This is a genomic window from Corynebacterium sp. 2571A (assembly GCF_055700935.1).
In genome coordinates this window covers 179,910-205,426 of the sequence record NZ_JASTTE010000004.1, presented here as the reverse complement: position 1 = coordinate 205,426, position 25,517 = coordinate 179,910, and the positions used below count along the sequence as shown (strand labels likewise).

General features: G+C 65.5%; 22 protein-coding genes and 1 tRNA gene. 8 read left to right on the top strand and 15 right to left on the bottom strand.

All coding sequences use genetic code 11. The annotated features are described in order from the left end of the window. Nucleotides 1-10: 10 nt before the first annotated feature. Nucleotides 11-874 (top strand): RecB family exonuclease, encoded by an 864-nt coding sequence (locus QQS53_RS09675; RefSeq protein WP_472775622.1) that lies wholly within the window; start codon nucleotides 11-13, stop codon nucleotides 872-874. Between the two features lie 163 nt (nucleotides 875-1,037). On the opposite strand, the gene QQS53_RS09670 is transcribed toward QQS53_RS09675, so the two are convergent. The 9 genes from QQS53_RS09670 to QQS53_RS09630 all read right to left on the bottom strand — a co-directional run bounded on the left by QQS53_RS09670 (nucleotide 1,038) and on the right by QQS53_RS09630 (nucleotide 10,736). Then, the gene (locus QQS53_RS09670) at nucleotides 1,038-2,702 is read right to left on the bottom strand and encodes a formate--tetrahydrofolate ligase (protein WP_472775621.1); all 1,665 of its coding nucleotides are present in this window, start codon (nucleotides 2,700-2,702) and stop codon (nucleotides 1,038-1,040) included. Between the two features lie 140 nt (nucleotides 2,703-2,842). After that, the gene (locus QQS53_RS09665; RefSeq protein WP_472775620.1) at nucleotides 2,843-4,150 is read right to left on the bottom strand and encodes an anaerobic C4-dicarboxylate transporter; all 1,308 of its coding nucleotides are present in this window, start codon (nucleotides 4,148-4,150) and stop codon (nucleotides 2,843-2,845) included. Between the two features lie 232 nt (nucleotides 4,151-4,382). Beyond that, complete coding sequence (aspA, locus tag QQS53_RS09660; RefSeq protein WP_472775619.1) at nucleotides 4,383-5,948, bottom strand: aspartate ammonia-lyase; 1,566 nt, start codon at nucleotides 5,946-5,948, stop codon at nucleotides 4,383-4,385. 112 nt (nucleotides 5,949-6,060) lie between these two features. Next, a complete protein-coding gene (hisG, locus tag QQS53_RS09655; RefSeq protein ID WP_472775618.1) occupies nucleotides 6,061-6,906 on the bottom strand; it encodes an ATP phosphoribosyltransferase in 846 nt (281 codons plus the stop codon). 81 nt (nucleotides 6,907-6,987) lie between these two features. Beyond that, nucleotides 6,988-7,251 carry a phosphoribosyl-ATP diphosphatase gene (locus tag QQS53_RS09650; RefSeq protein ID WP_472773479.1) on the bottom strand — a complete coding sequence of 88 codons (264 nt, stop codon included), beginning with the start codon at nucleotides 7,249-7,251 and terminating at the stop codon, nucleotides 6,988-6,990. 51 nt (nucleotides 7,252-7,302) lie between these two features. Then, nucleotides 7,303-8,064 carry an HAD family hydrolase gene (locus QQS53_RS09645; protein WP_472775617.1) on the bottom strand — a complete coding sequence of 254 codons (762 nt, stop codon included), beginning with the start codon at nucleotides 8,062-8,064 and terminating at the stop codon, nucleotides 7,303-7,305. A 99-nt stretch (nucleotides 8,065-8,163) separates the two neighbouring features. Further along, nucleotides 8,164-8,544 (bottom strand): hypothetical protein, encoded by a 381-nt coding sequence (locus QQS53_RS09640; protein ID WP_472775616.1) that lies wholly within the window; start codon nucleotides 8,542-8,544, stop codon nucleotides 8,164-8,166. Nucleotides 8,545-8,568: 24 nt separating this feature from the next. Continuing rightward, nucleotides 8,569-9,807, bottom strand: coding sequence for a cysteine--1-D-myo-inosityl 2-amino-2-deoxy-alpha-D-glucopyranoside ligase (gene mshC / locus QQS53_RS09635; protein ID WP_472775615.1), 1,239 nt, complete (start codon nucleotides 9,805-9,807; stop codon nucleotides 8,569-8,571). A 104-nt stretch (nucleotides 9,808-9,911) separates the two neighbouring features. Further along, nucleotides 9,912-10,736, bottom strand: a complete 825-nt coding sequence (locus QQS53_RS09630) for an undecaprenyl-diphosphate phosphatase (RefSeq protein WP_472775614.1) — start codon at nucleotides 10,734-10,736, stop codon at nucleotides 9,912-9,914. A gap of 257 nt (nucleotides 10,737-10,993) precedes the next feature. On the opposite strand from QQS53_RS09630, the gene QQS53_RS09625 reads away from it, so the two are divergent. Then, entirely contained in the window at nucleotides 10,994-12,025 is a 1,032-nt protein-coding gene (locus QQS53_RS09625) for a hypothetical protein (RefSeq protein ID WP_472775613.1), read from the top strand. 12 nt (nucleotides 12,026-12,037) lie between these two features. After that, a complete protein-coding gene (locus QQS53_RS09620) occupies nucleotides 12,038-13,147 on the top strand; it encodes a quinone-dependent dihydroorotate dehydrogenase (RefSeq protein WP_472775612.1) in 1,110 nt (369 codons plus the stop codon). A 115-nt stretch (nucleotides 13,148-13,262) separates the two neighbouring features. Here QQS53_RS09620 and QQS53_RS09615 read toward each other — a convergent pair whose 3' ends face one another. Beyond that, nucleotides 13,263-13,664 carry a hypothetical protein gene (locus QQS53_RS09615; RefSeq protein ID WP_472775611.1) on the bottom strand — a complete coding sequence of 134 codons (402 nt, stop codon included), beginning with the start codon at nucleotides 13,662-13,664 and terminating at the stop codon, nucleotides 13,263-13,265. Between the two features lie 14 nt (nucleotides 13,665-13,678). After that, nucleotides 13,679-14,215 carry a YbhB/YbcL family Raf kinase inhibitor-like protein gene (locus tag QQS53_RS09610; RefSeq protein ID WP_472775610.1) on the bottom strand — a complete coding sequence of 179 codons (537 nt, stop codon included), beginning with the start codon at nucleotides 14,213-14,215 and terminating at the stop codon, nucleotides 13,679-13,681. Between the two features lie 303 nt (nucleotides 14,216-14,518). On the opposite strand from QQS53_RS09610, the gene QQS53_RS09605 reads away from it, so the two are divergent. The 3 genes from QQS53_RS09605 (at nucleotide 14,519) to QQS53_RS09595 (ending at nucleotide 16,137) form a co-directional block, all read left to right on the top strand. Continuing rightward, nucleotides 14,519-14,604: transfer RNA gene (locus tag QQS53_RS09605), tRNA-Leu, on the top strand. 143 nt (nucleotides 14,605-14,747) lie between these two features. Then, complete coding sequence (locus tag QQS53_RS09600; protein ID WP_472775609.1) at nucleotides 14,748-15,497, top strand: TVP38/TMEM64 family protein; 750 nt, start codon at nucleotides 14,748-14,750, stop codon at nucleotides 15,495-15,497. A 70-nt stretch (nucleotides 15,498-15,567) separates the two neighbouring features. Then, nucleotides 15,568-16,137 carry a MarR family transcriptional regulator gene (locus QQS53_RS09595; RefSeq protein ID WP_368519327.1) on the top strand — a complete coding sequence of 190 codons (570 nt, stop codon included), beginning with the start codon at nucleotides 15,568-15,570 and terminating at the stop codon, nucleotides 16,135-16,137. Here QQS53_RS09595 and QQS53_RS09590 read toward each other — a convergent pair. Next, nucleotides 16,134-16,988: a DUF3097 domain-containing protein gene (locus QQS53_RS09590; RefSeq protein ID WP_472775608.1), complete on the bottom strand. Its 855-nt coding sequence runs from the start codon at nucleotides 16,986-16,988 to the stop codon at nucleotides 16,134-16,136. The two genes, QQS53_RS09595 and QQS53_RS09590, sit on opposite strands and share 4 nt — an antisense overlap. 33 nt (nucleotides 16,989-17,021) lie before the next feature. Between QQS53_RS09590 and QQS53_RS09585 the strand changes: the two genes are divergently transcribed. Continuing rightward, nucleotides 17,022-17,798 carry a hypothetical protein gene (locus tag QQS53_RS09585; protein WP_472775607.1) on the top strand — a complete coding sequence of 259 codons (777 nt, stop codon included), beginning with the start codon at nucleotides 17,022-17,024 and terminating at the stop codon, nucleotides 17,796-17,798. Here QQS53_RS09585 and QQS53_RS09580 read toward each other — a convergent pair. The 3 genes from QQS53_RS09580 to QQS53_RS09570 all read right to left on the bottom strand — a co-directional run bounded on the left by QQS53_RS09580 (nucleotide 17,795) and on the right by QQS53_RS09570 (nucleotide 22,228). Then, nucleotides 17,795-18,880: a ferrochelatase gene (locus tag QQS53_RS09580; protein ID WP_472775606.1), complete on the bottom strand. Its 1,086-nt coding sequence runs from the start codon at nucleotides 18,878-18,880 to the stop codon at nucleotides 17,795-17,797. The two genes, QQS53_RS09585 and QQS53_RS09580, sit on opposite strands and share 4 nt — an antisense overlap. 47 nt (nucleotides 18,881-18,927) lie before the next feature. Continuing rightward, nucleotides 18,928-20,811: a DIP1281 family NlpC/P60 protein gene (locus tag QQS53_RS09575; protein WP_472775605.1), complete on the bottom strand. Its 1,884-nt coding sequence runs from the start codon at nucleotides 20,809-20,811 to the stop codon at nucleotides 18,928-18,930. 829 nt (nucleotides 20,812-21,640) lie between these two features. Beyond that, entirely contained in the window at nucleotides 21,641-22,228 is a 588-nt protein-coding gene (locus tag QQS53_RS09570; RefSeq protein WP_472775693.1) for an Rv1476 family membrane protein, read from the bottom strand. A gap of 387 nt (nucleotides 22,229-22,615) precedes the next feature. Between QQS53_RS09570 and can the strand changes: the two genes are divergently transcribed. Then, a complete protein-coding gene (can, locus tag QQS53_RS09565) occupies nucleotides 22,616-25,432 on the top strand; it encodes an aconitate hydratase (protein WP_472775604.1) in 2,817 nt (938 codons plus the stop codon). Nucleotides 25,433-25,517: the final 85 nt, after the last annotated feature.

Here is a 25,517-nt window from a genome sequence, read left to right as displayed (position 1 = left end):
TAAAAACACCATGACTCAATCTTCCCAACCCGCTACCCCGGCCCAGCCCCGCACACCGCGGCCGTTGGCTCTTTCCCCCTCCCGAGCCTCCGATTACCAGCAGTGCCCCCTGCTCTACCGCTTCCGCGCGATCGACCGCCTCCCGGAGCCCAAGACCCTGGCGCAGGTCAAGGGCACCCTGGTCCACGCGGTCTTGGAGGAGATGCACGAGCTGCCCAGGGAGGAACGCACCTACCCGGCCGCGGTCAAGATGATTAAGCCGGCGTGGGAGAAGATGCGCGCCGGGGATGACGAGTTGGACGAGCTGGTCCCTAAAGACCAGACCCTCGACTTCTTCGTCCAGGCACGCGCGCTGGTCAAGGGCTATTTCGAGATGGAAAACCCCCAGGGCTTCGATTGCCAAGAAGTCGAGATGTACGTCAACACAGTCCTGCCTAACGGCGTGCCCGTCCGCGGGTTCATCGACCGCGTCGACGTCGCCCCCACCGGCGAGGTCCGCGTGGTCGACTACAAGACCGGCAAGAAGCCGGCGCCTAGGTTTAGCCACTCGGCGCAGTTCCAGATGCGCTTCTACGCGCTGGTCTACTGGCGCCTGCTGGGCACCATCCCCACCCAGCTGCGCCTGATGTACCTCAAGGTCATCGACTCGATGTTCCTGGCCCCCAGCCGCGAGGAGCTCGAGTACTTCGAGCGCGATCTCGGGCAGCTGTGGGCGCGCATCGAGGGCGACGGCAAGGCCGGCACCTTCCACCCGAAGACCTCAAAGCTGTGCGGCTGGTGCTCGTTCCAGGACCTGTGCCCGGCCTTCGGCGGCACTCCCCCGGCCTACCCGGGCTGGCCCGGCTCTGCGGCCGATGCCGCCTCCTCCACCTAGCCAGACTGCAACTAGCCAGACTGCCGCAGCGCCCGCTATTCTGCCCTGGTTCCGACCTGGCCGCGACCTGCAGATAATCCTGCACAACGCGTCAAACCCCACGGCCCGAAACGCGGAGGTTCGGGGTCCGTGGGGTCTAGTGGTCTTTAGAGCTAGGTAAAGCCTAGAACAGGCCGGAGATGAGGCCGTCGGCGTCCACGTCGATGTTGTTGGCCGCCGGCTTCTTCGGCAGGCCCGGCATGGTCATGACGTTGCCGGTCAGCGCGACCACGAAACCGGCGCCGGTGCGCGGCAGAAGCTCGCGCACGTGCAGGGTGTGGCCCTCCGGGGCGCCCAGGGCCTGCGCGTCGTCGGAGAAGGAGTACTGGGTCTTCGAGATGACCACCGGGAGGGTGTCCCAGCCGTTATCCTTCAGGTACTTCAGGTCCTTCAGCGCCTTGGAGCCGTACTCGACCTTGTCCGCGCGGTAGATTTCCGTGGCGATCTTCTCGATGGAGGCCTCGATGCCCTCGCTCGGATCGTACAGCGGCGCGGAGTTGCCGCCCAGGTTGTCCAGGACGATCTGGCCCAGCTCGAGGGCGCCGTCGCCGCCCTTGGTGAAGACCTCGACCTCGGCCAGCTGCACGCCGACCTTCTCGGCCCAGTCGCGCATGAAGTCGCGCTCGGCCTGGGTATCCGAGGGGAACAGGTTGAGCGCAACCACCGGGGTGACGCCGAACTTGCGTACGTTTTCGACGTGGCGCTGTAGGTTGACCACGCCCTTTCCGAGGGCCTCAACGTTTTCGTTGGTCAGTTCGTCCTTGGCCACGCCGCCGTTGTACTTCTGGGAGCGGATGGTGGCCACCACCACGGCGGCGTCCACGTTCAGCTCGCCGAAGCGGGACTTGATGTCCACGAACTTCTCGCCGCCCAGGTCGGCGCCGAAGCCGGCCTCGCTGAGCACGACCTCGCCGTATTCCAGGGCGGTCTGCGTGGCCAGCAGGGTGTTGCAGCCGTGCGCGATGTTGGCGAACGGGCCGCCGTGCACGAACGCGGGGGTCCCGCCCAGAGTCTGGACCAGGTTCGGGTTGAGGGCATCGCGCATCAGGGCGGTCAGGGCTCCCTCGGCCTCTAGGTCCCGGGCGGTAACCGGGGCCTGGTCGTAGGCGTAGCCCACGGTGATGTCGCCCAAGCGCTTCTTGAGGTCCTCCAGGCTGGTGGCCAGGCCGAGGATCGCCATGATCTCGGAGGCGGCCGTGATGGTGAACCCGGTCTCCGCCGGCACGCCGTGGGCCGGGCCGCCCAGGCCGGTGACGACGCCGCGTAGGGCGCGGTCGTTGACGTCCAGGCAGCGCTGCCAGGTCACCCGCCGCGGGTCGATGTTCAGCTGGTTGCCCTGGTGGATGTGGTTGTCGATGATGGCGGCCAGCGTATTGGTCGCCGCGGCGATGGCGTGCAGGTCGCCGGTGAAGTGCAGGTTGATGTCCTCCATGGGGACGATCTGGGAGTAGCCGCCGCCTGCGGCGCCGCCCTTGATGCCCATGACCGGCCCCTGGGAGGGCTCGCGCAGAGCTACGATGGCCTTCTTGCCCAGCTTCGCGATGGCGTCGGTGAGACCGATCAGGACGGTGGACTTGCCCTCCCCGGCCGGCGTCGGGGACACGCCGGTGACCAGCACGAGCTTGCCGTGCTCGCGGGAGTGGTCCAGCTTGGTGATATCCACCTTGGCCTTGGTGGTGCCGTACGGGATGAGGGCGTCGGCCGGCAGGCCGGCCTTTTCCGCAATATCGGCGATGGGCTGCAACTGGTGGGACTGAGCGATTTCTACATCGGATGGCTGAGTAGTCATGGCCCCTATCGTACCGAGGCTCACGCCTCCTGTGGCCGCTTTAACTCAAAGACCCGGAAGCAAAGAAAACCACCCCGGTCCCGCGCTAAGGCGGGACGAGGTGGCGATGACGATGGGGATGGCCTCCCCTCCTCGGTGGCTTAGACCACCACTGCCCCGATGGCGTAGCAGAGCACGATGGACAGCGCGATGCTGACCACGCCGGGGACTAGGAACGGGTGGTTGAAGACGGCCTTGCCGATCCGGGTCGAGCCGGTGTCGTCCATCTCCACCGCGGCGAGCAGCGTCGGGTAGGTCGGCAGGACGAACAGGGCGGAGACCGCCGGGAACGCGGCCAGGGCGGTCAGCGGGCTAACGCCTAGCGCCAGCGCGGCCGGCATGAGGGCCTTGGTGGTAGCGGCCTGGGAGTACAACAGGGCGGCGGCCAGGAAGAGCACGACGGCCAGCAGCCACGGGGTGGCCTGGATGACGTCACCGGCCAGGACCTGGATGTCCTCGATGTAGTGGTTAATCAGCGTGGTGCCCAGCCAAGCCACGCCCAGCACACAGACGCACGCGGACATGCCGGACTTGAAGACCTGGGTGTTCAGGACATCGCCGGCCGGGATCTTGGTGGCCATGACGATGGCAGTGGCGGCGGTGAGCATGACGGCCATGATGGCCTCGTTGCGCGGGAGCGTCGGATCCGCAATCAGGCCGACCTGATCCGAGGTGATGGTGGCCCAGAGCATCACGATAATGATGGCGACTAGGAAGATGAGGACCGACAGCTTCGCGCCCGGAGCCGGGCTGAAGGAGGATGCCCCGATGGGCTCCTTGACGCGGCCGGCGGCCTTGCGCTCGAGGTAGACCGGGTCATCGTCGAGTTCCTTGCCCATCTTGTTAGCCAGCCAGGCCGCGGGGAAAATCGACAGGAAGGTCGCCGGGATGAGGACGGCCAGCACCTGCAGGTAGCCCACGCCGGCGGGTTCCAGCAGGGAGGCCATCAGCACGACGGCGGCGGAAATCGGCGAGGCACAGATGGCCATCTGGGAGGCGACCACCGCGATGGACAGCGGGCGCGACGGGCGCACGCCGCCCTCCTTGGCGACCTCCACGATGACGGGCATGGTCGAAAACGCGGTGTGGCCGGTGCCGGCGAGCACCGTCATCAGCCAGGTGACGACCGGGGCGAAATAGGTGATCTGGCGGGGGTTCTTGCGCAGCAAGCGCTCGGCCAAGTGGACGAGGTAGTCCATACCGCCGGCGCGCTGCATGGCGGCGATGGCGGCGATGACGCACATGATGATGCCGATGACGTCGAACGGGATGTCTTCGCGGGTGACGGGCACGCCGGTCAGGCCCAGGGCGAGCACGCCCAAGCCGCCGGCGAAACCAATGGCGATAGACCCCAGCCGGGCGCCCAGGAAGATTGCCGCAAGGACAATCAAGATATGGATAACAACCATGGAGGTCTCCAAACGTTGTAAAAAATTATCACTACGTTACTATTGTGCCCTGCCGCCGTGATTCATCCCAATCGAAATGCCCGGTTGTGTTGATTGCCACACCCGCTTCGGTGGATTGACGTCCGTTAGGGCATAAGCAAACCCTCCCGGCCGCGGGGCTGACTCGCCTACTCGGGGAGCCAGCCTCCGCAGTGGGAGGGGATGCCAAGCGCTGTGCTCTACTTCTTAAGAATTAGTTCTCGTCCATGTAGAGCTTGCCGCGGAACTCCGGGTGCATGAGGTTTTCCACGGACAGCACGCGGTCCAGGGTGGCCTCGTCCAGCAGGCCCTTTTCCAGGACCAGGTCGCGCACGCCCTTGCCGGTCTCCAGGGACTCCTTGGCGATGAGATCGCCATTGTGGTGCCCGATGAAGGGGTTCAGGTAGGTGACGATGCCGATGGAGCTTTCCACGTAGTGGCGGCAGACGTCCGGATTGGCGGTGATGCCCTCGACGCACTTCTCGCGCAGGGTATCGACCGCGTTGCCCATGATGCGGATGGACTGGAACAGGGCCTCGCCGATGACCGGCTCCATGACGTTGAGCTGCAGCTGGCCGGCCTCGGCAGCCATGTTGACGGTGATGTCGTTGCCGAAGACCTTGAAGCAGACCTGGTTGACGACCTCCGGGATAACCGGGTTGACCTTGCCCGGCATGATGGAGGAACCGGCCTGGCGGGCCGGGAGGTTGATCTCGTTCAGGCCGGCGCGCGGGCCGGAGGACAGCAGGCGCAGGTCGTTGGAGATCTTGGACAGCTTCATGGCCGCGCGCTTGATGGCCGAGTGCAGCAGCACGTAGGCGCCGCAGTCGGAGGTGGCCTCGATGAGGTCGCGGGCGGTCTTCATCTCCAGGCCGGTAACCTCGGACAGCGCCGCGGTGACCTGGTGGCGGTAGCCGGCCGGGGTGTTCACGCCGGTGCCGATGGCGGTAGCGCCCATGTTGATTTCCAGCAGGCGGGCCTGGGCGTCGCGCAGGACGGACTGCTCTTCCTGCAGGTTGTGGGCAAAGGCCTTGAACTCGTCACCCAGCGTCATCGGGACCGCGTCCTGCAGCTGGGTGCGGCCCATCTTCAGAATGTCCTGGAACTCGTTGGCCTTGACGCTAAACGCGTTCTGCAGGGCGTCCATGCGCTCGATCAGCTGGTTGATGGAGGCGTACAGGCCCAGGCGGAAACCGGTCGGGTAAGCGTCGTTGGTGGACTGGGACATGTTGACATCATCGTTCGGGTTGATGATGTCGTATGCGCCCTTTTCCTCGCCGAGGTATTCCAGCGCCAGGTTGGCGATGACCTCGTTGGTGTTCATGTTGACCGAGGTGCCAGCGCCGCCCTGGAAGACGTCCAGCGGGAACTGGTCCATGCAGCGGCCCTCTTCCAGAATCTGGTCGCAGGCCCACATGATGGCCTCGGCCTTCTTCTTCGGCAGGGTGTGCAGGCGGCGGTTAGCCATGGCGGCGGCCTTCTTGACCTGGGCCATGCCGCGGATGAACTCCGGGATGGAGTTGATGGTCACGTACGAGATCTGGAAGTTGTCCATGGCGCGCATGGTGTGCACGCCGTAGTAGGCGGAGTTAGGAACTTCCATCTCACCGATGAGGTCCTGCTCGACGCGGGACTTCTTCGCCTTGGCAGCGGTCTGCTGCGACTGCTTGGTCTCCTTGGTGGACTCAGCAGAATCGGAGGCGTTTGCGGCTGCGGTGGTTTCCTTGTCCTGGACGTCCTCAGAAGGCTTCTTAGTATCCTTCTTGGCATTCTTTGCCATCTCGGCGACGCTCCTTTGCGTTAATTGGGGGTTGAATTTAAGTACTTCAAATACTTGACCCCCATGGTAGCTAGCAAAGGAATTTTAGAATCCTCGCGCCGAAGGTGTACCCCTAAATGCGGGCAATGCGTAGTTCGGAACCCAGAATCGCCTCCGCACCGAGGCCGGAAAGATCATCCATCAGCTGGTTCGCCTGCTTCTTCGGCACCAAAGCGCGCACCGCTACCCAGCCCTCGCGGGCCAGCGGGGAGACCGTCGGGCCGGTAAGCCCCGGGGTGATCTCCGAGGCAGCCGGCAGATTCTTCTCGGCGATGTTGTAGTCAATCATCAGGTAGCGGCGGGCGTTCAAGATGCCGCGCAGGCGGCCCAGGAGGATTTCTTCCTCGCGGCCCACGGTCGCACCCTGGCGCTTGATAACCACGGCCTCCGAGGAGATCAGCGGTTCGCCGAAGGGCTCCAGCCCCTGCTCGCGCAAGGTGCGCCCGGTAGAGACCACGTCGGCGATGACGTCGGCCACGCCCAGGCGAATGGAGACCTCCACTGCCCCGTCCAGCCGGATGACTTCGGCGTCCAGCCCGCGCTCGGCCAGGTCCTTGCGGACCAGGTTCGGGTACGAGGTGGCAATGCGCTTGCCACCCAGCTGGTCCACGCTCCAGCCCTCGCCCTTGACCCCGGCGTAGCGGAAGGTCGAACCACCAAATCCGAGATCGAGGATTTCCTGGACGTCGGCCTTGGCGTCGGCGGCCAGGTCCCGGCCGGTCACGCCGATATCCAGCACGCCCTTGGCGACGTAGATGGCGATGTCTTTCGGCCGGAGGAAGAAGAACTCCACCCCGTTGGCCTCGTCGACGACGTTGAGCGACTTGGAATTGCCGCGGGACTTGTACCCGGCTTCCGCGAAGATGGACATCGCGGCTTCGGACAGCGAGCCCTTATTGGGTACTGCAATAGTGATCATGCGTGTGTCTTTCTTCCCTGCTGGTGTGTACTCGGGTGGGCTGGGAGCAGCGCCTGCGCTTAAGGAAGCGCAGCGGGTGCGCTAGAGGTACTTGTAGATGTCCTTGGGCTCAAGGCCACGGGCCAGCATCATCACTTGCGTCCAGTAAAGCAACTGCGAGATTTCCTCCGAGAGCTCCTCGTCGGACTCGTATTCGGCCGCCAACCAGACCTCGCCGGCTTCCTCGATGACCTTCTTGCCGATGTGGTGCACACCATGGTCCAGGGCGTCGACGGTGCCGGATCCCTCCTGCCGCTCGGTGGCCTTGGTCTTTAGCTCTGCAAATAAATCATCGAAGGTTTTCACGCCATCTATTGTTCCATAGAAATTAGCGCCGAGGCGCTCAGCGCGCGCCTACTACCCCCGATATGCGGTCATCTGGCGCCACCAGGCGTAGACATCCGCAGCCCCAGCCGGGGCTACGTGGCGGTTACCGTGCAGCTCGGATATCTGGACCACGCCGTCGGGCACGACCACGTGATCGTCTTCCGGCAGGCCGATGACGCGGCACCCCGCCTCGACCGCCGCGGTCATGCCGGCCGTGGAGTCCTCAAAGACGAGGCAGTCCCCCGGGTCGGCGCCGACGCTGCGCGCGGCCTGGAGGTACATGTCCGGCGCGGGCTTTCCGGTGGGCACCTCGTCGCCGCAGATCGTGTCGAAGAAAAACTCCGGTCCGATGGCCGCGATGGCCCCGTCGGCGACGTAGCGCTCCGTGTTGGTGGTCACCAACATCGGAAGGCCGTCCGCGTGCAGCTCGCACAGCAGGTCGCGGACGCCGGGAAAAACCTCCAGGTTGCCGGCGAAAAGTTCCCGGACCTTGGAAAACATCAGCTTCCGGTACTTCGGGTAATCCTCCTCGGTCAGCGTGACCCCCGCCTTCGCCGCGCAGATTTCCAGCGTGGTGGCGAAGGTCGAGCCGACCGTGGCCAGCCGCTCCGTCGGCGTCAGGCGGTTGCCTAAGGTCTCCGAGAGGTAGAACGTCGCTTCCGCCCACAACGGCTCGGAATCAGTCAGCGTGCCATCCATATCCCAGAAGATGGCGCGGGGACGCTCCGGCGATCCGTGGTCGCTTAGGGTCTGGGCGGCGTCGCCCGGGTGGGACTCACTAGGAAGCGGCATAAAACTCGTGACTACTTTCTTCTTGGGTCGGCACATTCGCGCCCAGGCGCGCGGGCGCACAGCTGCGCCAGTGATGATCCCGGGGCGTGGCGGCGGGGACTAATCCAGCTCGGGGATCTGGGCCAGGGCCTCGTCGTCCGCGCCGGTCGCGGCAGAAGCCGAATAGATAAGCTCGGCGAGCTCCTCCTTTTCCTCCGGCTCCAGCACCGCGTAGTCGTTGGCCTTGTTGAAGGCGGTCAACTCCACCTGCCGCTTGGTGATCACTGCGGCAAGGACGTCGCCGTTCGGATCATCCGGGACCGCGTCCAGGTCATCCAGCAGGCCTTCAAGGATCTCCTTGAGATCCGGCAGGACGGCTGGGTCGAAGGGCTGGTCCCAGAATTCTTTTTCGTCTTCCTTCAGGTAGTCGCCCGTGGCGAAAGACTTGAGGTTGGCAATGAACTCGTCGACGGTGGGCTGGAAATCTGCGCGAATGCTCATGCGCTTAATTCTTACTCAATTCCGCTACGCTCGCACGCCGAGCAGGCTCCGGAGCGCGACCGTCACCAACTGCTGGGCGGCCGGGTCATCCTCGCCGCGCTCGCCGGCGGCCCACTCGTCGAGGACTTCCAGAACACGCGGGGTATCCAAGTCGTTGGCCAAGGCGGCGCGGATGTCGTGGACTAGTTCCTCGGCCCGCTCGCGCGAGCCGGCGTGTTCCAGGGCCTCGCGCCAGGTAGCCAGGCGCTGCTGGGCGGCGCCCAGGACCTCGTCGGACCAGTCCCGGTCGCTGCGGTAGTGGCCGGCGTAGATGCCGATGCGGATGGCCGAGGGCTCCACGCCCTGCTCCACCAGCTTGTGCACGAACACGAGGTTGCCCAAGGACTTGGACATCTTGGTCCCGTCCAAGCCGATCATGCCGGTGTGGACGTAGAAATCGGCCATGCGGTCCACCCCCAGGCCGGCCTCCGCGTGGGCGGCGGAGAACTCGTGGTGCGGGAACTTCAGGTCGCTGCCGCCGCCTTGGATCTCGAAGGTCTTGCCCAGGCGGTTGGTCGCGATAGCCGAACACTCGACGTGCCAGCCCGGGCGGCCCGGGCCGAACGGGGATTCCCAGGCCGGCTCGCCGTCGCGGTGCGCACGCCAGAGAAGCGCGTCCAGCGGGTTGCGCTTGCCGGCGCGGTCCGGATCCCCGCCGCGCTCGGCGAAGAATTTCTCCATCTCTTCGCGGCTGTAGTTGGACTCGTAGCCGAACTGCTCCGTGGCCTCAATGGAGGCGTAAACATCCGGGTACTCCGGATCATCGACCACGTAGGCGGCGCCGCGGTCGAGCAGCTTCTGGACCAGCTCGATAATCTCGTCGACGGCTTCCATGGCGCCGACGTAGTCCCGCGGCGGGATGACCTCCAGCAGCTCCATGTCGGAGCGGAAGAGATCGATCTGGGAGGTGCCCAGCTCGCGCCAGTCCACGCCGTCGCGCTCCGCGCGCTCAAAGAGCGGATCGTCGACGTCGGTGATGTTTTGCACGTAGTGGACGCCGTGGCCGTTATCCATCAACATGCGGTTGACCAGGTCAAAGGTCACGTAGGTAGCCGCGTGCCCGAGGTGCGTGGAGTCGTACGGGGTAATCCCACACACGTACACACCCGCCTGCGGGCCGTCGACCTTGACCTCGCGGACGGCGCGGTCCGCGGAATCAAAAAGCTGCAGGGGAACAGAAGCGCCCGGGACGGGCTGGATTTCGGGCTGGGGCCAAGTATGCATGCCCACCATCGTAACGCCGAGTCCCGCCGACGCGCACAACGCCACAGCCGGGCCTGTACGACCCACGGGCGAACTTGATACTCCCCCGAATCTTTAGGGCGCCCTTAGGGCTGCAGCACGCCGAAGGCCAGCAGGGCCATGACAAACAGGCCGACCGGGATACGGTAGGCGGCGAACCAGGAGAAGGAGTGGTTGGCCACGAACTTCAGCAGCCAGGCGATCGCGGCGTAGCCGACGACGAAAGCGATCGCCGTGCCGACCAGCAACTGGGTTCCGCTGGCGGATTGGCCGACGGTCGGGCCGAAGGCATCGCCCAGCGAGAACAGGCCGGAGGCCAGCACCGCCGGGATGGCCAGCAGGAAACTGAAGCGGGTGGCCACCTCGCGGTCAAGCCCCAAGAAGAGGCCGCCGGAGATCGTGCCGCCGGAACGGGACACGCCCGGGATAAGTGCCAGGCACTGGCACAGGCCCATGATGATGGCGTCCTTCATGGTCAGCTCGTCGAAACCGCGGGTCTTCTTACCCATCTTTTCGGCCAGGATGAACACGAAGGAGAACAGGACCAGCATGGCCGCGGTGATCCACAGGTTACGCAGCGCGTCCCGGATGAGGTCCTTGCCGAAGAAGCCGATGATCCCGATCGGGATGGAGCCGACGATGACCATCCAGCCCATCTTCCAGTCCTGCCCGCGGGAGTCCTTGTCGACCCAGCCGCGGAACCAGCCGGCCAGGATCTGCCAAATGAGCTTGGCGAAATAGACCACGACGGCCAGCTCGGTGCCGAGCTGGATGACCGCGGTGAAGGAGGCCCCGGCGTCCTGGCCCCAGAAGAGCTCGGAGACAATGCGCAAGTGTCCCGAGGAGCTGACGGGGAGGAACTCGGTGAGGCCCTGGACTATAGACAAGACGATGACTTGCAACCAGGACATGTCTGATTGTTCTACGCCTGCTTGGGCGAGGTACTGCACGTTATTCACTCGGAACAGCATACTGACGCCCCCGTACCCCACGCGAGGACCACCCCGGGCGAGTCCGACTTTCGAAGCAAGCTCACACCTTCCATTCAGTTCGGGATAATTCCCCTGTGCTGCCTCTGCCCGCCACCGCCTGCGACCGTCCCGGCCGCGGCTGGTGGGGGCTGGTGGGACTGCTGGATTCCGGGGTCTGACTGCTAGGATGACTGTCTGTGACTTCTAAGACCGGTTTCGCAGTAATGACTGTCTCCGCAGTCTCCGCCCTAGCTCTCGCGGGGTGCCAACAGACCCCGCCGGAAGAGGAGGCGAACGACGGCGCCACGGTGGGCAATGCAACCCCGGCCGACTCCCCCGCCGCCACCGACCCCGACGGCGAGGTCGTCGAGCTGCCGCGGGAGGTCGCGCAGGTAACCGACATGGCCGCCACCGGCGAGAACATCGCCGTGCGCAGCGCCGATCACCTGGCCGTGGGCGACGCCGCAGCCTTCCAGGACGGCTCCGCCGCGGTGGTGGAAATCCCGACCGATTGCGGCCAGCTGACGGCCGCCGACAACGAGTTCCTACTCGGCTGCGGCAAGGAGGTGCTCTCCTTCGATCCGGCACGCCCCGAGCAGCCGGAAAAGATCGCTGTCGACGAAGAATTCCCCGTCACCGCCGCCGCGCGGACCTCATCCGGGGAGCTTTTCGTGGCCTCCGATCAGGCCGCCGACGTCGCCATCTACACCGACGGCGAGCGCAGCGACTCCTTCGCCGTCGAAGACGCGACCGACCAGCTACTGGCGGTCCCCAACCAGGACGGCACGGACAACGTGGTGCGCACCTTGCGGGCGGATTCGACCATCCAGTCGCTGGATTGGGAGCAGTCCCGCGCGGGCGGCCGTCTGCGCGTGGGCGTCGGCCTGGGCCAGGCCTCGGTCGGCGACAACGGCACCATCGTGGTCTCCGATACCTTGGGCGAGCGGGTAGCCATCTACAACGCCGAGGACGTCATCCGCCTGCACCAATACGGCAACACCGACGGGGTGCCGTGGGCCACGGCCTGGGACGAGTCCCGGCAGCTGGCGTGGGTGACCACGACCGACAACAACCAGGCGCAGGCCTTCGAGATTTCCCACGGCGTTCCGGAGGAGCGCGCGAAGGTCTCTACCGTCGCTAACGCACAGAACATGGTCGCGCTCAGCGACGGGACCATCGCCATTGCTTCCGCCACCGGTGACGGACTGCAGATCATTAAAGATATCTAAGGAGTTTCTACAATGCCCAGCATTTTCCGCACCGTCCGGGGCAAGGTTTACGATGCCGCGCTCAAGGCTATGTTCCAGATCGACGCCGAGCGCATCCACCACCTGATGAGCTCGGCCCTCCACGGCTTCCACGTGGCCTGGCCACTCAACCGCGGGCTGAACAAGGTCCTGCCCGTCAAGGACCCGGTCCTGCGGCAGACCGTCTTCGGTGTGGACTTCCCGCGCCCGCTCGGCCTGGCGGCCGGCTTCGACAAGAACGCCACCGCCGCGGACGCCTGGGGACCCATCGGTTTCGGGTACGCCGAGTTGGGCACCGTCACCGCCGCGGCTCAGCCGGGCAACCCGGCTCCCCGGCTTTACCGCCTGCCCAAGGACAAGGGCCTGCTCAACCGGATGGGCTTTAACAACCAGGGGGCGGAGGAAGTTGCCCGCAACCTGCGCGCTCGCCGCAGCGACGACGTCATCGGCATCAACATCGGCAAGACCAAGGTCACCCCGGTGGATCAGGCCGTGGACGACTACCGCCGTTCGGCCTCCGTCCTGGGCTCGCTGGCCGATTTCCTGGTGGTCAACGTCTCCTCCCCGAACACCCCGGGCCTGCGCGACCTGCAGGCAGTCGAGTCGCTGCGCCCCATCCTCACCGCCGTTGCCGAGGTCACCCCGGCCCCGGTCTTGGTGAAGATCGCCCCGGACCTGTCCGACGAGGACGTCCTCGCCGTCGCCGACCTGGCCCGCGAGGTCGGCCTGGCCGGAATTGTCGCCACCAACACCACCATCTCCCGCGAGGGGCTGAAGACCCCGGCCGCTAAGGTCGAGGCCATGGGGGCCGGCGGCGTGTCCGGCGCGCCGGTGGCGCAGCGCTCCCTGGAGGTGTTGCGCCTGCTCCACGAGCACCTGGGCGGCGAGCTGCCCATCGTCTCGGTCGGCGGCATCTACACCCCGCAGCAGGCCTGGGAGCGAATCACGGCAGGCGCCAGCCTCCTGCAGGGCTACACCCCGCTTATCTACGGCGGACCGGACTGGATCCGCGACATCCACCTAGGGATTGCCCAGCAGATCCGCGCCCACGGCCTCGGCAGCATCAGCGAGGCGGTAGGCTCCGGGCTGCCGTGGAAGAACTAAACACTGCCAAAAGGTAGCAGTGAGAAGAAAGAGCTAGGGTTGCGCGGGCAGCCCTAGCTCTTATTTTTAGCTCTCTTCATTTTTGAAATAGCCTGCCGGCGCATCCCGCCACCGGTCAGCCCTCCCCTTGGGAGCGAGGAGCCAGGCTGCGGCGTAGCGCGAGGGCGCAGACCAGCGCCAGGCCGGCGTAGATGAGCAGCCACCACTGGCCCATCACGGCGAGCTGCGCCGTGGGCAGGAAGCGGCTGGCGATGATAATGAGCACCGCCCCGCCCAGAGCCACCACCTGGGCGATGCTTGGGCGCTGATCCTTGCGGATGGTGGCGAAAGCGCCGATGATAAGCGCGGCTACCACCAGCGCCACGCGGGCTGGGGTCCACACGAAGGGGCTCATCCACCCTTCGGTGAGCACCGCGACGAAGGTCATGATGACGAGGACGAGTGCGACGGCAATGAAAGCTCCGCCCACTCGCAACTGCAGCGGGATCGTCACCCCGGGATTGTCGTTGTTGGCCATGCGCTAAGTGAGGACTACTTCTCCTCGTACCAGCCCCACAGAATGGCGCGGCCAATGGCGTGGAAGTGCAGGTTAAAGCCCAGGACCGTCGGGGTGGCGTCGGGGTCGATGTCCAGCTTCTCCGTGTCCACCGCGTGGACGGCGTAGAGGTAGCGGTGCGGGGCGTGGCCGGCCGGCGGCTGCGGGCCGTGGTAGGTGCGCTTGCCGGAGTCGTTGCGCAGGGAGATAACGCCCGCGATGCCCAAGTCTTCGGCGGCACCGGCGTTGGTGGGCAGTTCCGCGACGTCGGCCGGGATGTTGAAGGCGGCCCAGTGCCAGAAGCCGGCGGCCGTCGGAGCGTCCGGATCAAGGCAGGTCACGGCCAGGGACTTGGTGCCCTCCGGTAGGTTGGACCACTCAAGCTGCGGCGAGACGCTCTCCGGGGCGCGGAAGCGCTCGGCGATCTCGTCACCATCGACGAGGTCGGAGGACGACAGCGCAAACGACGGGAGATCCCGCAGCGGGGCGTACGGGTCGGGGCCAGGGAACCGAGAATCGTTGTAAGAAGTCATACTCCCATTTGTACCGGAAAACACATTCCGTGTCTGTCAGTAACGCGCACCATATTCATCGCCCCACCGCAGACCGGAGTGTGGCCTAAATCCAAGAGTAGAATTACCTCGCCTCTCGCCCCGCGTCGCGCTCGCGAATGGCACCCAGCCTCCCCTTGCCCACCCGGCGAGGGAAAGGAACTTTCAAACAGTGGTTCCATAATCACGCGGGAGTTTACCGCCTTGTGCTGGCGATTTGTTTGCCCGCCGCCGGCAGGCTAGAGTTTTGGGAGTGCCGAAGCCGGTAAAGGCTGAAAACACCCTGCCCGGGTGGCGGAATGGCAGACGCGCTAGCTTGAGGTGCTAGTGTCCTATTAACGGACGTGGGGGTTCAAGTCCCCCTCCGGGCACAACACTCCCCGCGTTCTTTCACCAAGAACGTGGGTTTTTTCTTTTTCTACCCGTTACGTGCGCGCACAGGTGCGAACAGGATTGGCGTAGAACTGGAAAGAGAGTAAAGACAGAACAGAGGCATAAAAGCAAGGTGTCCGGCATGCACGATGAGAACTCCGCGCGGGGCTGGTTGCGCAGCTTTGGCGGGTTCCTGGCCCAAGTATTCCGCGACGCCGTGCGCACGTTGTGCGGGCTGGGCTGGCGGCGCTGGTCGGTCATCCTGCTGGCCGTGGCCGCGCTGGCGGTGGCGGCGCGCTATATCGACGTGCCGGAGCTAACCGACCTGCGGGCCGGCGCCCAGCAGTACGGCGACTTCTTCGTCGTACTTTTCGCGCTGTCCTATATCGTCTTCACCCTCTTTCCCCTTCCCCGGACCATCTGGACCGTCGCGGCGGGCATCCTCTTCGGGCCGGTGTTGGGGCTTGGGCTGGCGCTGGTCTGTCTGACCGTCTCGGCGGCGCTCGCCTTTCTGGGCGTGCGCACCCTCTTCGGCGAGTGGATGCGCCCGCGGCTATCCCACCCGGCGGTGGCCGGCCTGAACGCCCGCCTGGCCCGCCGCGGATGGCTGGCCATCTGCAGTCTGCGCATGGTGGCGGGAGTTCCCTTCTCCTTGCTCAACTACACCGCCGCGCTGACAAGCATCCCGTTCTGGCAATTCGTCACCGCGACCTTGGTCGGCTCTGTCCCCACGACCGTCATCGGCGTCTTCTTCGGCGAGGCCCTCACGAGCGGGATCTCTCCCTGGATCCTCGCCGCGTTCCTGATTGCCGCAGCCGCCGGGCTACTGGGCCTCTACGTTGAGTCCCGGCTACCCCAACCTACCGTCAGTCAAGCCCAGGACGTAGACTAGAAGAAAAGGTCAAGGCTTTTGCCTTGCCGAGATTCCCTATTTACCGCTTACCGGAAGGAGCTGGATCCCTATGCTCGCCGTGCACGCTCGTTACCGCGGTTCCTCCATGCACCGCGCCGACCTCGTTAAGCGTTCCGCCCAGGCGCTAGCCACCCTCGACGGCGTGGACGACTTCACCATCCTCGGGGTCGAGGACATCTGCACCGTAGTGGACTCCCCCTCCTCTGTCTGCGAGGTTGTCATGGCGCTGCTGGCGGACGGCGACTGGGCCGTGGGGATCGGCCTGTGCCCCGGCGCCACCGACAAGGCCGTGGCGCGAGCGACGGCCTCCGGGGCCTTGGGGCGTTCCGCCCGCGCCGGCCAGGTGAGGGCCAAGACGGACGTGCGCGCCCGCAAGTCGGAGGCCGACGATATCGCCGCAGCCTTCGGCCTGCTGGGCTACGTGCTCCACAAGCGCACCGCCGAGGGGCGCGAGGCCACCTCTTTGGTGCGTTCCGGCTACAACCAGAATGAAGCGGCCGAGCAACTGGGCATCTCTAAACAGGCCATGTCCCAGCGCCTGCAAGCCGCCGGCTGGGCAGCCGAGAGCGCCGGCTGGCAGCTAGCCGTCCGCCTGTTGGAGCGAGGCAACCAGGCCTAGAGCAGGTCCTCCTTGCTCAGCTCCGGGGTGGTCACGAAATCCACCAGGCGCTCGACCGCGCCGATCAGGCTGGGCTCCAGATCCCGGAAGGAGTTCACCGCACTGTAGACGCGGTGCCAGCCCTCCTTCGGATCGGACCAGCCCACCCGCTTGCAGATGCCCGTCTTCCAGTCCTCGCCGTAGGGCACGTCGGGCCAGCTTTTCAGCCCGAGGCGCTCCGGTTTTACCGCGGCCCAGATATCGATGTAGGGGTGACCGGTGACCAGGCAGTCCGGGCCGACTTCGCGGGTCAGCCGGCTCTCCTTACTGCCTTCGACCAGGTGGTCGGCCAGCACACCGATGCGGCGACCAGGCTCGGGGCGGAATTCCGCGAGCCGCTCCGGCAGGTTGTCTAAGCCCTCGAGGTATTCGACGACCACGCCCTCAACGCGCAGGTCGTGGCCCCAGACCTTCTCCACGATGGCGGCGTCGTGGACGCCTTCGACCCAGATGCGCGAAGGCGCGGCGACCTTGGCCTCCAAGTTTTCTACCCTCCGGGAGCCGGAGTTAGAGCGGCGCGGGGCCTGCTTTTCCACGTGCCTCACCAGGGTCACGGGCTTGCCCTCGATGAGGAAGCCGCCCTTGACCAGGTTAAAGACCCGCTCGTTGCCGTGGCGGTCGACGAGCCGGACGACCTCGCCGAAAACCGTCTTGTCCACGCCCTGGACCGCGCCGGTGAATTCCTGCTCGTCCCCGCGGACCTCGACGACGAGCCCGGGCTCGGCGGGCACTTCCGGGTAGCTCTTCGGCTGCTTGCGCGCGTGTCCGGCGAAAATATCGCCGCCATAGGGGTCTCGGGAGTTGAAGCTCATGGCGGTACATTTTATCTACTACACTGTGCCGTCATGGATATGCGCGCCGAGGTATGGTCACCCCTGCAGAACACCGCCGTCTGGTTGGGGGCCTGGCTCTACCACCACGAGTCCGCGGATGCGACGCTACAGGCACTAGAAGAGTTGGGCGGGTCGGTCTACGTCCGCCACGGCGAGCCCGGGATCGAGCTGCTGCGGCTTATCCGCGACAACGCCGCGGACAATGCCGAGCTTTCGCCCAGTGCCCGGCCCGAGCCGGCGCTGCGGCTCATCCTCTCCGGGCCCGGGGACCCGCCCGCCTTGCCCGCGGGTACGGCAGCCGCAGAGCACGTGGCGGCGAACGGGGCCGGCGGCATCGTCGTGCGCACCGCAGACCCCGGCCGCCACGTGGTCTTGGCCCCCGAGTTCTACGACGGGGCGACCTGGTGGTTCGATTACGAGGTCACCGGGCGCCTACCCGAGCCGGCCTGGCTGAGCCCCGGGGAGGCCAACGCTGTGCTATCGGCTGCGACGGAGGAATCCGCGCAGCTTATCGAGGCCAGCGGGCAGCGCAAGATAAACGCCGCCGACGCCCGGCTGACCGTCGGCACGCTGGCGGACTTCTACGACACCCCCGGCCTGCCGTCGTGCGTGCCGGGACGCGCGGCCAAGCTTTTCGCCCGCGCCGATCGCGTCGCGGCCATTATCGAAACGGTCACGGATCGCCTGGGGGATCACAGCCTGGATCCGCAGCTGCTGCGCCTGTGGCGACACATCCGCCAGGCGCGCATGGCCGGGGTGGCCTACGCGCTCAGCGACTTCGCCCGCTAGCTGGATTTGCGCAGCGACCAGATGTCGCAGCAGCCCGGGGCGCAGGGCTCGCCGTTGACGGTGCAGCCCTGGGTGGTGACCTCGCCGAGGTCCTCCCGCGGCGCGCCGGCGGTCATCTCCTCGATGAGGTCGACGATCATCTCGGTAAAGGCCGGGGTCGGCCCGGCGGTGCGGGTGCGCGACATTTCGACGCCCATCTCGCGGCAGGCTTCGGCCAGCTCCGAGTCCAGGTCCCAGATGACCTCCATGTGATCGGAGATGAAGCCGACCGGGCACACGACGATCGCGTCCACGCCCTCGTCGTTATGGATGTCGGTGGCGTGGTCGACGATGTCGGGCTCCAGCCACGGCGTGGCCGGGTTGCCGGAGCGGGAGTTCCACACCAAGTCGTAGCGCCCGATCCCCGCCTGCTCGGCGATGAGTTTGGCCGCCTCCGCCACCTGGCGGGAGTAGAGGTTCTTGTCGCCTTCCGCGCCGCCGACGGCGTCGTGGGCGTTCGGCACGGAGTGGGCGGTGAATAGCACGCGGGTGCTATCCCACTTCTCCTGCGGGATCTCGGCGCAGGCCTCCTTGAGCGCGCGGGCCATCTCCCCGACGAACTTCGGGTGGGAGTAGAACTGCCGCAGCTTGGTGAACTCGATCTCGGGCAGGCCCTTATCCGCCAGGTGCTCGCGCATGGCGACGATGTCCTCGTCGTACTGCCGGCAGGCCGAGTAGCCGCCCCACGCCGAGGTGGCGAAGACGAGCACGCGGCGCACGCCGTCGGCGGCCATCTCCTCCGCAGCCTCGTTGCCGAAGGGGTGCCAGTTGCGGTTGCCGAAGTAGACCGGCAGGTCCATCCCGCGGCGGGAGAGCTCGCCCTTGACGTTGTCGATGATTTCGCGGTTGAGCCCGTTGAGGGGGCTGACACCATCGAAGTGGAAGTAGTGCTCGCCGACCTTGACCAGGCGCTCCCGGGGGATGCCGCGGCCGCGAGTGACGTTCTCCAGAAACGGGACAACCTCCTCGTTTCCTTCCGGGCCACCGAAAGAAAGAACGAGGAGGGCGTCATAGCCAGGATTAGTCTGTTGTGCGTCAGTCATAATCCTGACAGTACCAACTAAAGTTGGTGGCTTAATATTTGGCGACGCTAGATGAGACGTACGGCATACGGTGCCATACCCCCGTAGCGCACCGGAGATTTCTGCACGTTCTGGCCCGACTGCGGGGCCTCCAGCATCATGCCGTCGCCCAGGTAGATGGCGACGTGGTGCGAGGCGTTGGGGCCGTAGAAGATCAGGTCGCCGCGCTCCATCTCGGAGGTCGGGATCTTCTCGCCGTGGTTGTACTGGTAGCCGGTGAAGTGCGGCAGGGAGATGCCGACGCCGGCGAAGGCGTAGATCACCAGGCCGGAGCAGTCAAAGCCGACCTTGTTGTAGTCGCCGAAGGAGTCGGCCACCCCGCCGTCGCGGATGCCCTGGGTCGGGCCGTTGGCGTCGCCGCCGCCCCAGGCGTAGGGCACGCCAATCTGGGATTCGGCTCGGGCGATGACGGCCTCGATCTGGGCCTCGCGGCCTATGTCGGAGACCGCGTCGCTGGCTTCTTCCGTCACCGAGTCAGAGGTCTCGAGGTCCTCCAGAACGCCGCCCAGCTGGCTGGTCAGGTCCGCGTCTTGGTCGCCCTGGCCGTCGCCCTGCAGGGCCGGCAGGCTACCGGTGGACTCGTCCGCGGTCGCCTCTTCCAGCTGGGTGTGCACCGGCTGGGAGCCGGCGACGATGCCTTGGGCCACGGCCATGGCCGCGCTCGACAGCAGCGCCATGTCTTCCTCGGAAGAGCCGTTTTCGTTAGAGCTCAGCTGGTCGCCGGAGGCCGTCTCGCCCGCGCCGGAACGCTGGGCCGGCTCTCGGCCCTGGACGGTCGGCTCGTTCTGATTCGAGTCGCCGTGGCCCGCGCCGGAGTCCTCCGCGCTGGTGGAGGTAGCCGAGGAATCGCTAGACTCGGTCGGCTCTGCGGACGCGGTCGAGTCGGTGGACTCAGCCGCGGTAGAGGACTCCGAGGCGGAAGCGCTCTCCGCCGTCGGAGTCTGCGCCGAGGTGCTGTTCTGCGCGCCCGAGCGGGCGGAGGAGGACTCCTCCTGCGGGGCGGCCGAAGAGGTAGCCGTGGCGGACTGGGAGCGGCCGCTGCCGGAAGCCTCCTTGTCGTCCTTGTCGGCCTTGGCTTCGCTGGTGGAGCCGTGGTTGCCGCGCGGCGAGTGGCCGCGGGCCTCATCCAATGCTTCCTGGGCGTTTTCTTCCTGGAGGGCCAGTTCGTTGCGCTCAGCGGAGATCTTTTCGACCTCGGCCAGGGAATCCTCCAGGGTCTTGCGCGCGTCTTCCTCGGCGGAGGTCGCGCGCTCCTCGCGCTGGTCGGCCAGTTCCTTGGCCAGGCGCAGCTGGGATTCCTTGTTCGCCTTCTGGGTGCGGACCTTTTCCAGGTCCTCGACGACGGCGCGTTGCTTGTCCGACTGGCCCGCCAGGTAGCTCTGGCGCTCCAGCTTCTCAGCGCGCGCGTCAGCGCCGGCGGCGTTGGTCACCGCGTCCGAGGTCCCGGAACGGCGGTAGGCCGAGCGAGAAATCTCGTCGAGCTTCTCCTGGGCCTTTTCGACGTCCACCTGGGCGCCGTTGAGCTCATCCTTGGCGGCGGCCGCGCCATCGCGGGCCTGCTGGGCCTCGGTGCGCGCGTCCTGGAGATCGACCAGGGCTTGGTTGACGATTTCGCGGTAGCGGCCGATTTCACCTTCCAGGCGGGAGATTTCGCCCTGGACGTCGGCGATGGCGCCGGCGACATCGGAGATCGAGCTGCTGCCCCGGCTCAGTTCACGGGTCAGCCGCTGGAGGTCATCCCCCGGCTCATCGGCGTTGGCAACGGCAGGGGTCAAGGTGGCGACGGTAGACAGCGTTGCCGTGCAGGCAACTGCGGAAAACGCCGCCCGGAAACGGGACTTGAAAGAACGGCCGGATTTACTCCGCGCGTTCACATTGGATGTGGTGGCCACGAATATGCTCCTTGGCCAGCAACCTAGGCGTGTTGAGACAGACCTACCTCGCACAAAGGTATGCCGAAGCCTCTCCTCCTCGACCGTCAACGCATACGCGCGCTCGCCCACTCACGCGATCCGCGTGGCCGGCGTGCGGACTCAGGCACAGACTTCCCCATCGGCATGAGTTCCTCGCACAGCAGCCCCTGGATTCTGGGCACGTCCCCGGTCGGATGACCTCCGGATGTCCCCTGATGTGGGTGCGGCACTTATCGAAAACGGTAAAGGCTTAAGGCTTGTCTCCTCCTAGCCTGCTGGTAATACAAAGATTGGACATTAACTCCAACCCATGAGCCAAATAACAAACGCGGCACAACGGTTGAACCCCGACCACAACTGCCCTTCGCCGGGTCTTGGCGTGCTTCCCCACATGCCCGTACCGCGTGCGCTTAGACGTTCCAGTCAAGCCTCAATCCGTGAACCATGTTCCACAATTCACCTCATGAGTTGCTATGGAAACCATAGAGCACATCCGCCACATCTCGCATATGTTTCCCACAAACCACAGGAGTTAAGTAAAGCCACAGCACTTAACATTCCGCCGTCACCAGCACCGTTACCAACTTGAGATTTAAACTGTGAGTTTCATCACGTTTCCCCTAGTTTCTCCCCGCTGCCCGCGTCCCGGGCTATTAGCTACCCGACAGATCGGAGAAGCGGTCAACCTTCTAGGGTTGACCGCTTTCCATGTAACGGGCGCCTGCTAACGCCCACCAGTGCCGTTTTATTCCCGGGGTTCCACGGCCAGAAGTGACCGTGCCGTTATGCTTCTGCCTTCCGTATGTTTCTACTTACCACCCAGGCGCCCGGCGCTCCCCGCGTGGGCGGTAGCGCCCGCGCCAACGCCTCCTGCCGCCGCGTGGGCGGTAGCGCCCGCGCCAACGCCTCCTGCCGCCGCGTGGCCGGTGCGCCTCGCCGCGCCGGCCGCCTGCCGGAAGGCCCACACTCCGCCGACGAGGGCGACCACGAGAACCACGAGTACTGCCGCCGGGAGGTAAGAGGACGGGGTCTGGTCGACCCCGTCGTAGAAGGCGTCCAAGGCCGCGGCCTGGGCGATCCCTGCCGGCACCCCGGACTGGGCGGACTCGATTTCTGCCCGGGACAGGGAATCGCTCACCACTGAGATTGTCCCCGGCGACTGGACGATGACCGTGTCTAGGCCAGTGGCGTCCTGCAGCTCCTGGGCCACGTCGCGGTAATCGGCCGGCATGCCGCCTGCCACGTCGACGACCGCAATGCCATCGCCGTCACGTAGGGCGGCCTGCGCGTCAGCCTGGGCGGCCGGGTCCCCCGCTAAAACGGGGTTAGTAAAAGCAACGGAATCTTCGGAAAGCTGTTCCGCCAAGCCCGGAACATCTACCCCCTGCGGAATCATCGCCACGCCTCCTTGTTGTCTCCCAATCGCGACCCCAGTCCCCCACAGCAGCGCGCTGAGCTGGGGATAGGCAAAACCCGTCCGGTTTGTTTACCGGGCCAGATTACGCACTCATCTATCCCCCGCGGGCATCCGACTCGCCGGGTAGCGCCAAAATGCTGGAAACAGAACGCGCGTACTGTTATAGTTAAGGCAGTCGACGGTTCAGCCATCTATGATGGATAAATGAACCATCGCGTTCACGTCGTCTCCGAAGTATATATCCCATGGCTATTAACTTCGCCCCCGTTTCCCGCTAGCGCGGGATAGCCCGGGCGAGTATGCGGAACTAATACCTGAGCGACGATGGCGAACATCTTAGTTCTCAAACAAGGAATGGAGCTCCCTGTGACTGAAAGCTTGAACTCTTTCGGCGCCAAGAAGACTCTTGACGTCAACGGCAAGTCCTACGATTACTTTGACATCAACGCTGTCGAGGGCATGTCCAAGCTGCCCTACTCGTTGAAGGTCCTCGGCGAGAACCTGCTGCGCCACGAAGACGGCAAGAACGTGACCAAGGAGCACATCGATGCCCTGGCCAACTGGGACCCGAAGGCTGAGCCGGACACCGAGATCCAGTTCACCCCGGCCCGCGTTCTGATGCAGGACTTCACCGGCGTCCCCTGCGTGGTCGACCTGGCCACCATGCGTGAGGCCGTGTCCGCTCTGGGCGGCACCCCGGATCAGGTCAACCCGCTGAACCCGGCCGAGATGGTCATCGACCACTCCGTTATTACCGAGGCCTTCGGTTCCTCCGACGCTCTCGAGAAGAACGTCGAGATCGAGTACCAGCGCAACGAGGAGCGCTACCAGTTCCTCCGCTGGGGCTCCGAGAACTTCTCCAACTTCCGCGTGGTGCCCCCGGGAACCGGTATCGTCCACCAGGTCAACATCGAGTACCTGTCCCGCGTCGTCTTCGACAACGAGGGCCTGGCCTACCCGGACACCTGTATCGGTACCGACTCCCACACCACCATGGAAAACGGCCTGGGCATCCTGGGCTGGGGCGTCGGCGGCATCGAGGCCGAGGCTGCCATGCTGGGCCAGCCGGTCTCCATGCTCATCCCGAAGGTCGTCGGCTTCAAGCTGACCGGTGAGATCCCGGTCGGCGTGACCGCTACCGACGTCGTTCTGACCATCACCGAGATGCTGCGTCAGCAGGGCGTTGTCGGCAAGTTCGTCGAGTTCTACGGCAACGGCGTCAAGTCCGTCCCGCTGGCCAACCGCGCCACCATCGGCAACATGTCCCCGGAGTTCGGCTCCACCGCGGCCATCTTCCCGATCGACGAAGAGACCATCAAGTACCTCGAGCTCACCGGCCGCCCGGAAGAGCAGATCGATCGCGTCCGCGAGTACGCCAAGGCGCAGGGCATGTGGCTGGAGCAGGACGCTCCGGAGGCCGAGTACTCCGAGTACCTCGAGCTCGACCTGGGCACCGTCGTTCCGTCCATCGCCGGCCCGAAGCGCCCGCAGGACCGCATCCTGCTGTCCGAGGCCAAGGAGCAGTTCCGTAAGGATCTGGGTAACTACACCACCGACGAGGTCATCGTCGACGAGACCACCGTTGAGGCCAAGCGCATGACCGACGAGGGCGGCGCTCCGGAAGACGACGTCGACGTCACCGGCGGCCTGAACCAGTCCCGCGCCGGCAACAACGAGTCCGCCGCCAAGGGCTCCTCCGGACGTCAGTCCCACCCGGTCGTGGTCAACTCCCCGAACGGTGGCGAGTACACCCTGGACCACGGCATGGTGGCTATCGCCTCCATCACCTCCTGCACCAACACCTCGAACCCGTCCGTCATGGTCGGTGCCGGCCTGATTGCCCGTAACGCGGCCAAGAAGGGCCTGCACTCCAAGCCGTGGGTCAAGACCATTTGCGCCCCGGGCTCCCAGGTTGTCGACGGCTACTTCCAGCGCGCCGACCTGTGGAAGGACCTTGAGGCTCTGGGCTTCTACCTCTCCGGCTTCGGCTGCACCACCTGCATCGGCAACTCCGGCCCGCTGCCGGACGAGATCTCCGACGCCATCAACGAGCACGACCTGGCTGCCACCGCAGTCCTGTCCGGTAACCGTAACTTCGAGGGCCGCATCTCCCCGGACGTCAAGATGAACTACCTGGCGTCCCCGATCATGGTCATCGCCTACGCTATCGCCGGCACCATGGACTTCGACTTCGAGAACCAGGCCCTGGGCCAGGACCAGGACGGCAACGACGTCTTCCTGAAGGACATCTGGCCGTCCACCGAGGAGATTGAGGAGACGATCCAGTCCGCTATCTCCCGCGAGATGTACGAGGCCGACTACGCCGACGTCTTCAAGGGCGACGACGCATGGCGCAACCTGGACGTTCCGGAAGGCGAGACCTTCGAGTGGGACGAGAACTCCACCTACGTCCGCAAGGCACCGTACTTCGAGGGCATGGAGCTCGAGCCGGGCGACGTCGAGGACATCAAGGGCGCTCGCGTCCTGGTGAAGCTGGGCGACTCGGTCACCACCGACCACATCTCCCCCGCTTCTGCCATCAAGCCGGGCACCCCGGCCGCGCAGTACCTGGACGAGCACGGTGTGGCCCGCAAGGACTACAACTCCCTGGGCTCCCGTCGTGGTAACCACGAGGTCATGGTCCGCGGTACCTTCGCCAACATCCGCCTGGCTAACCAGCTGGTGGACGTCACCGGCGGCTACACCCGCGACTTCACCCAGGAGGGTGGCCCGCAGGCGTTCATCTACGACGCCGCTCAGAACTACAAGGAGCAGGGCACCCCGCTGGTCGTGCTGGCCGGCAAGGAGTACGGCACCGGTTCCTCGCGTGACTGGGCTGCTAAGGGCACCAACCTGCTGGGCGTCAAGGCCGTTATCACCGAGTCCTACGAGCGCATCCACCGCTCCAACCTCATCGGCATGGGCGTGGCTCCGCTGCAGTTCAAGGACGGCGACTCCCACGAGTCCCTCGGCCTGGACGGCACCGAGACCTTCGACATCGTTGGCCTGAGCGAGTTCAACAACGATGGTCACCCGAAGGAAGTTCACGTCACCGCCACCAAGGAGGACGGCTCCACCGTCGAGTTCGACACCGACGTGCGCATCGACACCCCTGGTGAGGCTGACTACTACCGCCACGGCGGCATCCTGCAGTTCGTGCTGCGCCAGATGGTCAAGTCCTAAGAGGGCTAGGCCACTAGCCGCACCTTAGAGTCAAAGGGGGCTGCACTTCCGCGATAAGCCCGCGGGAGCTTCGCGGCCCCCTTTG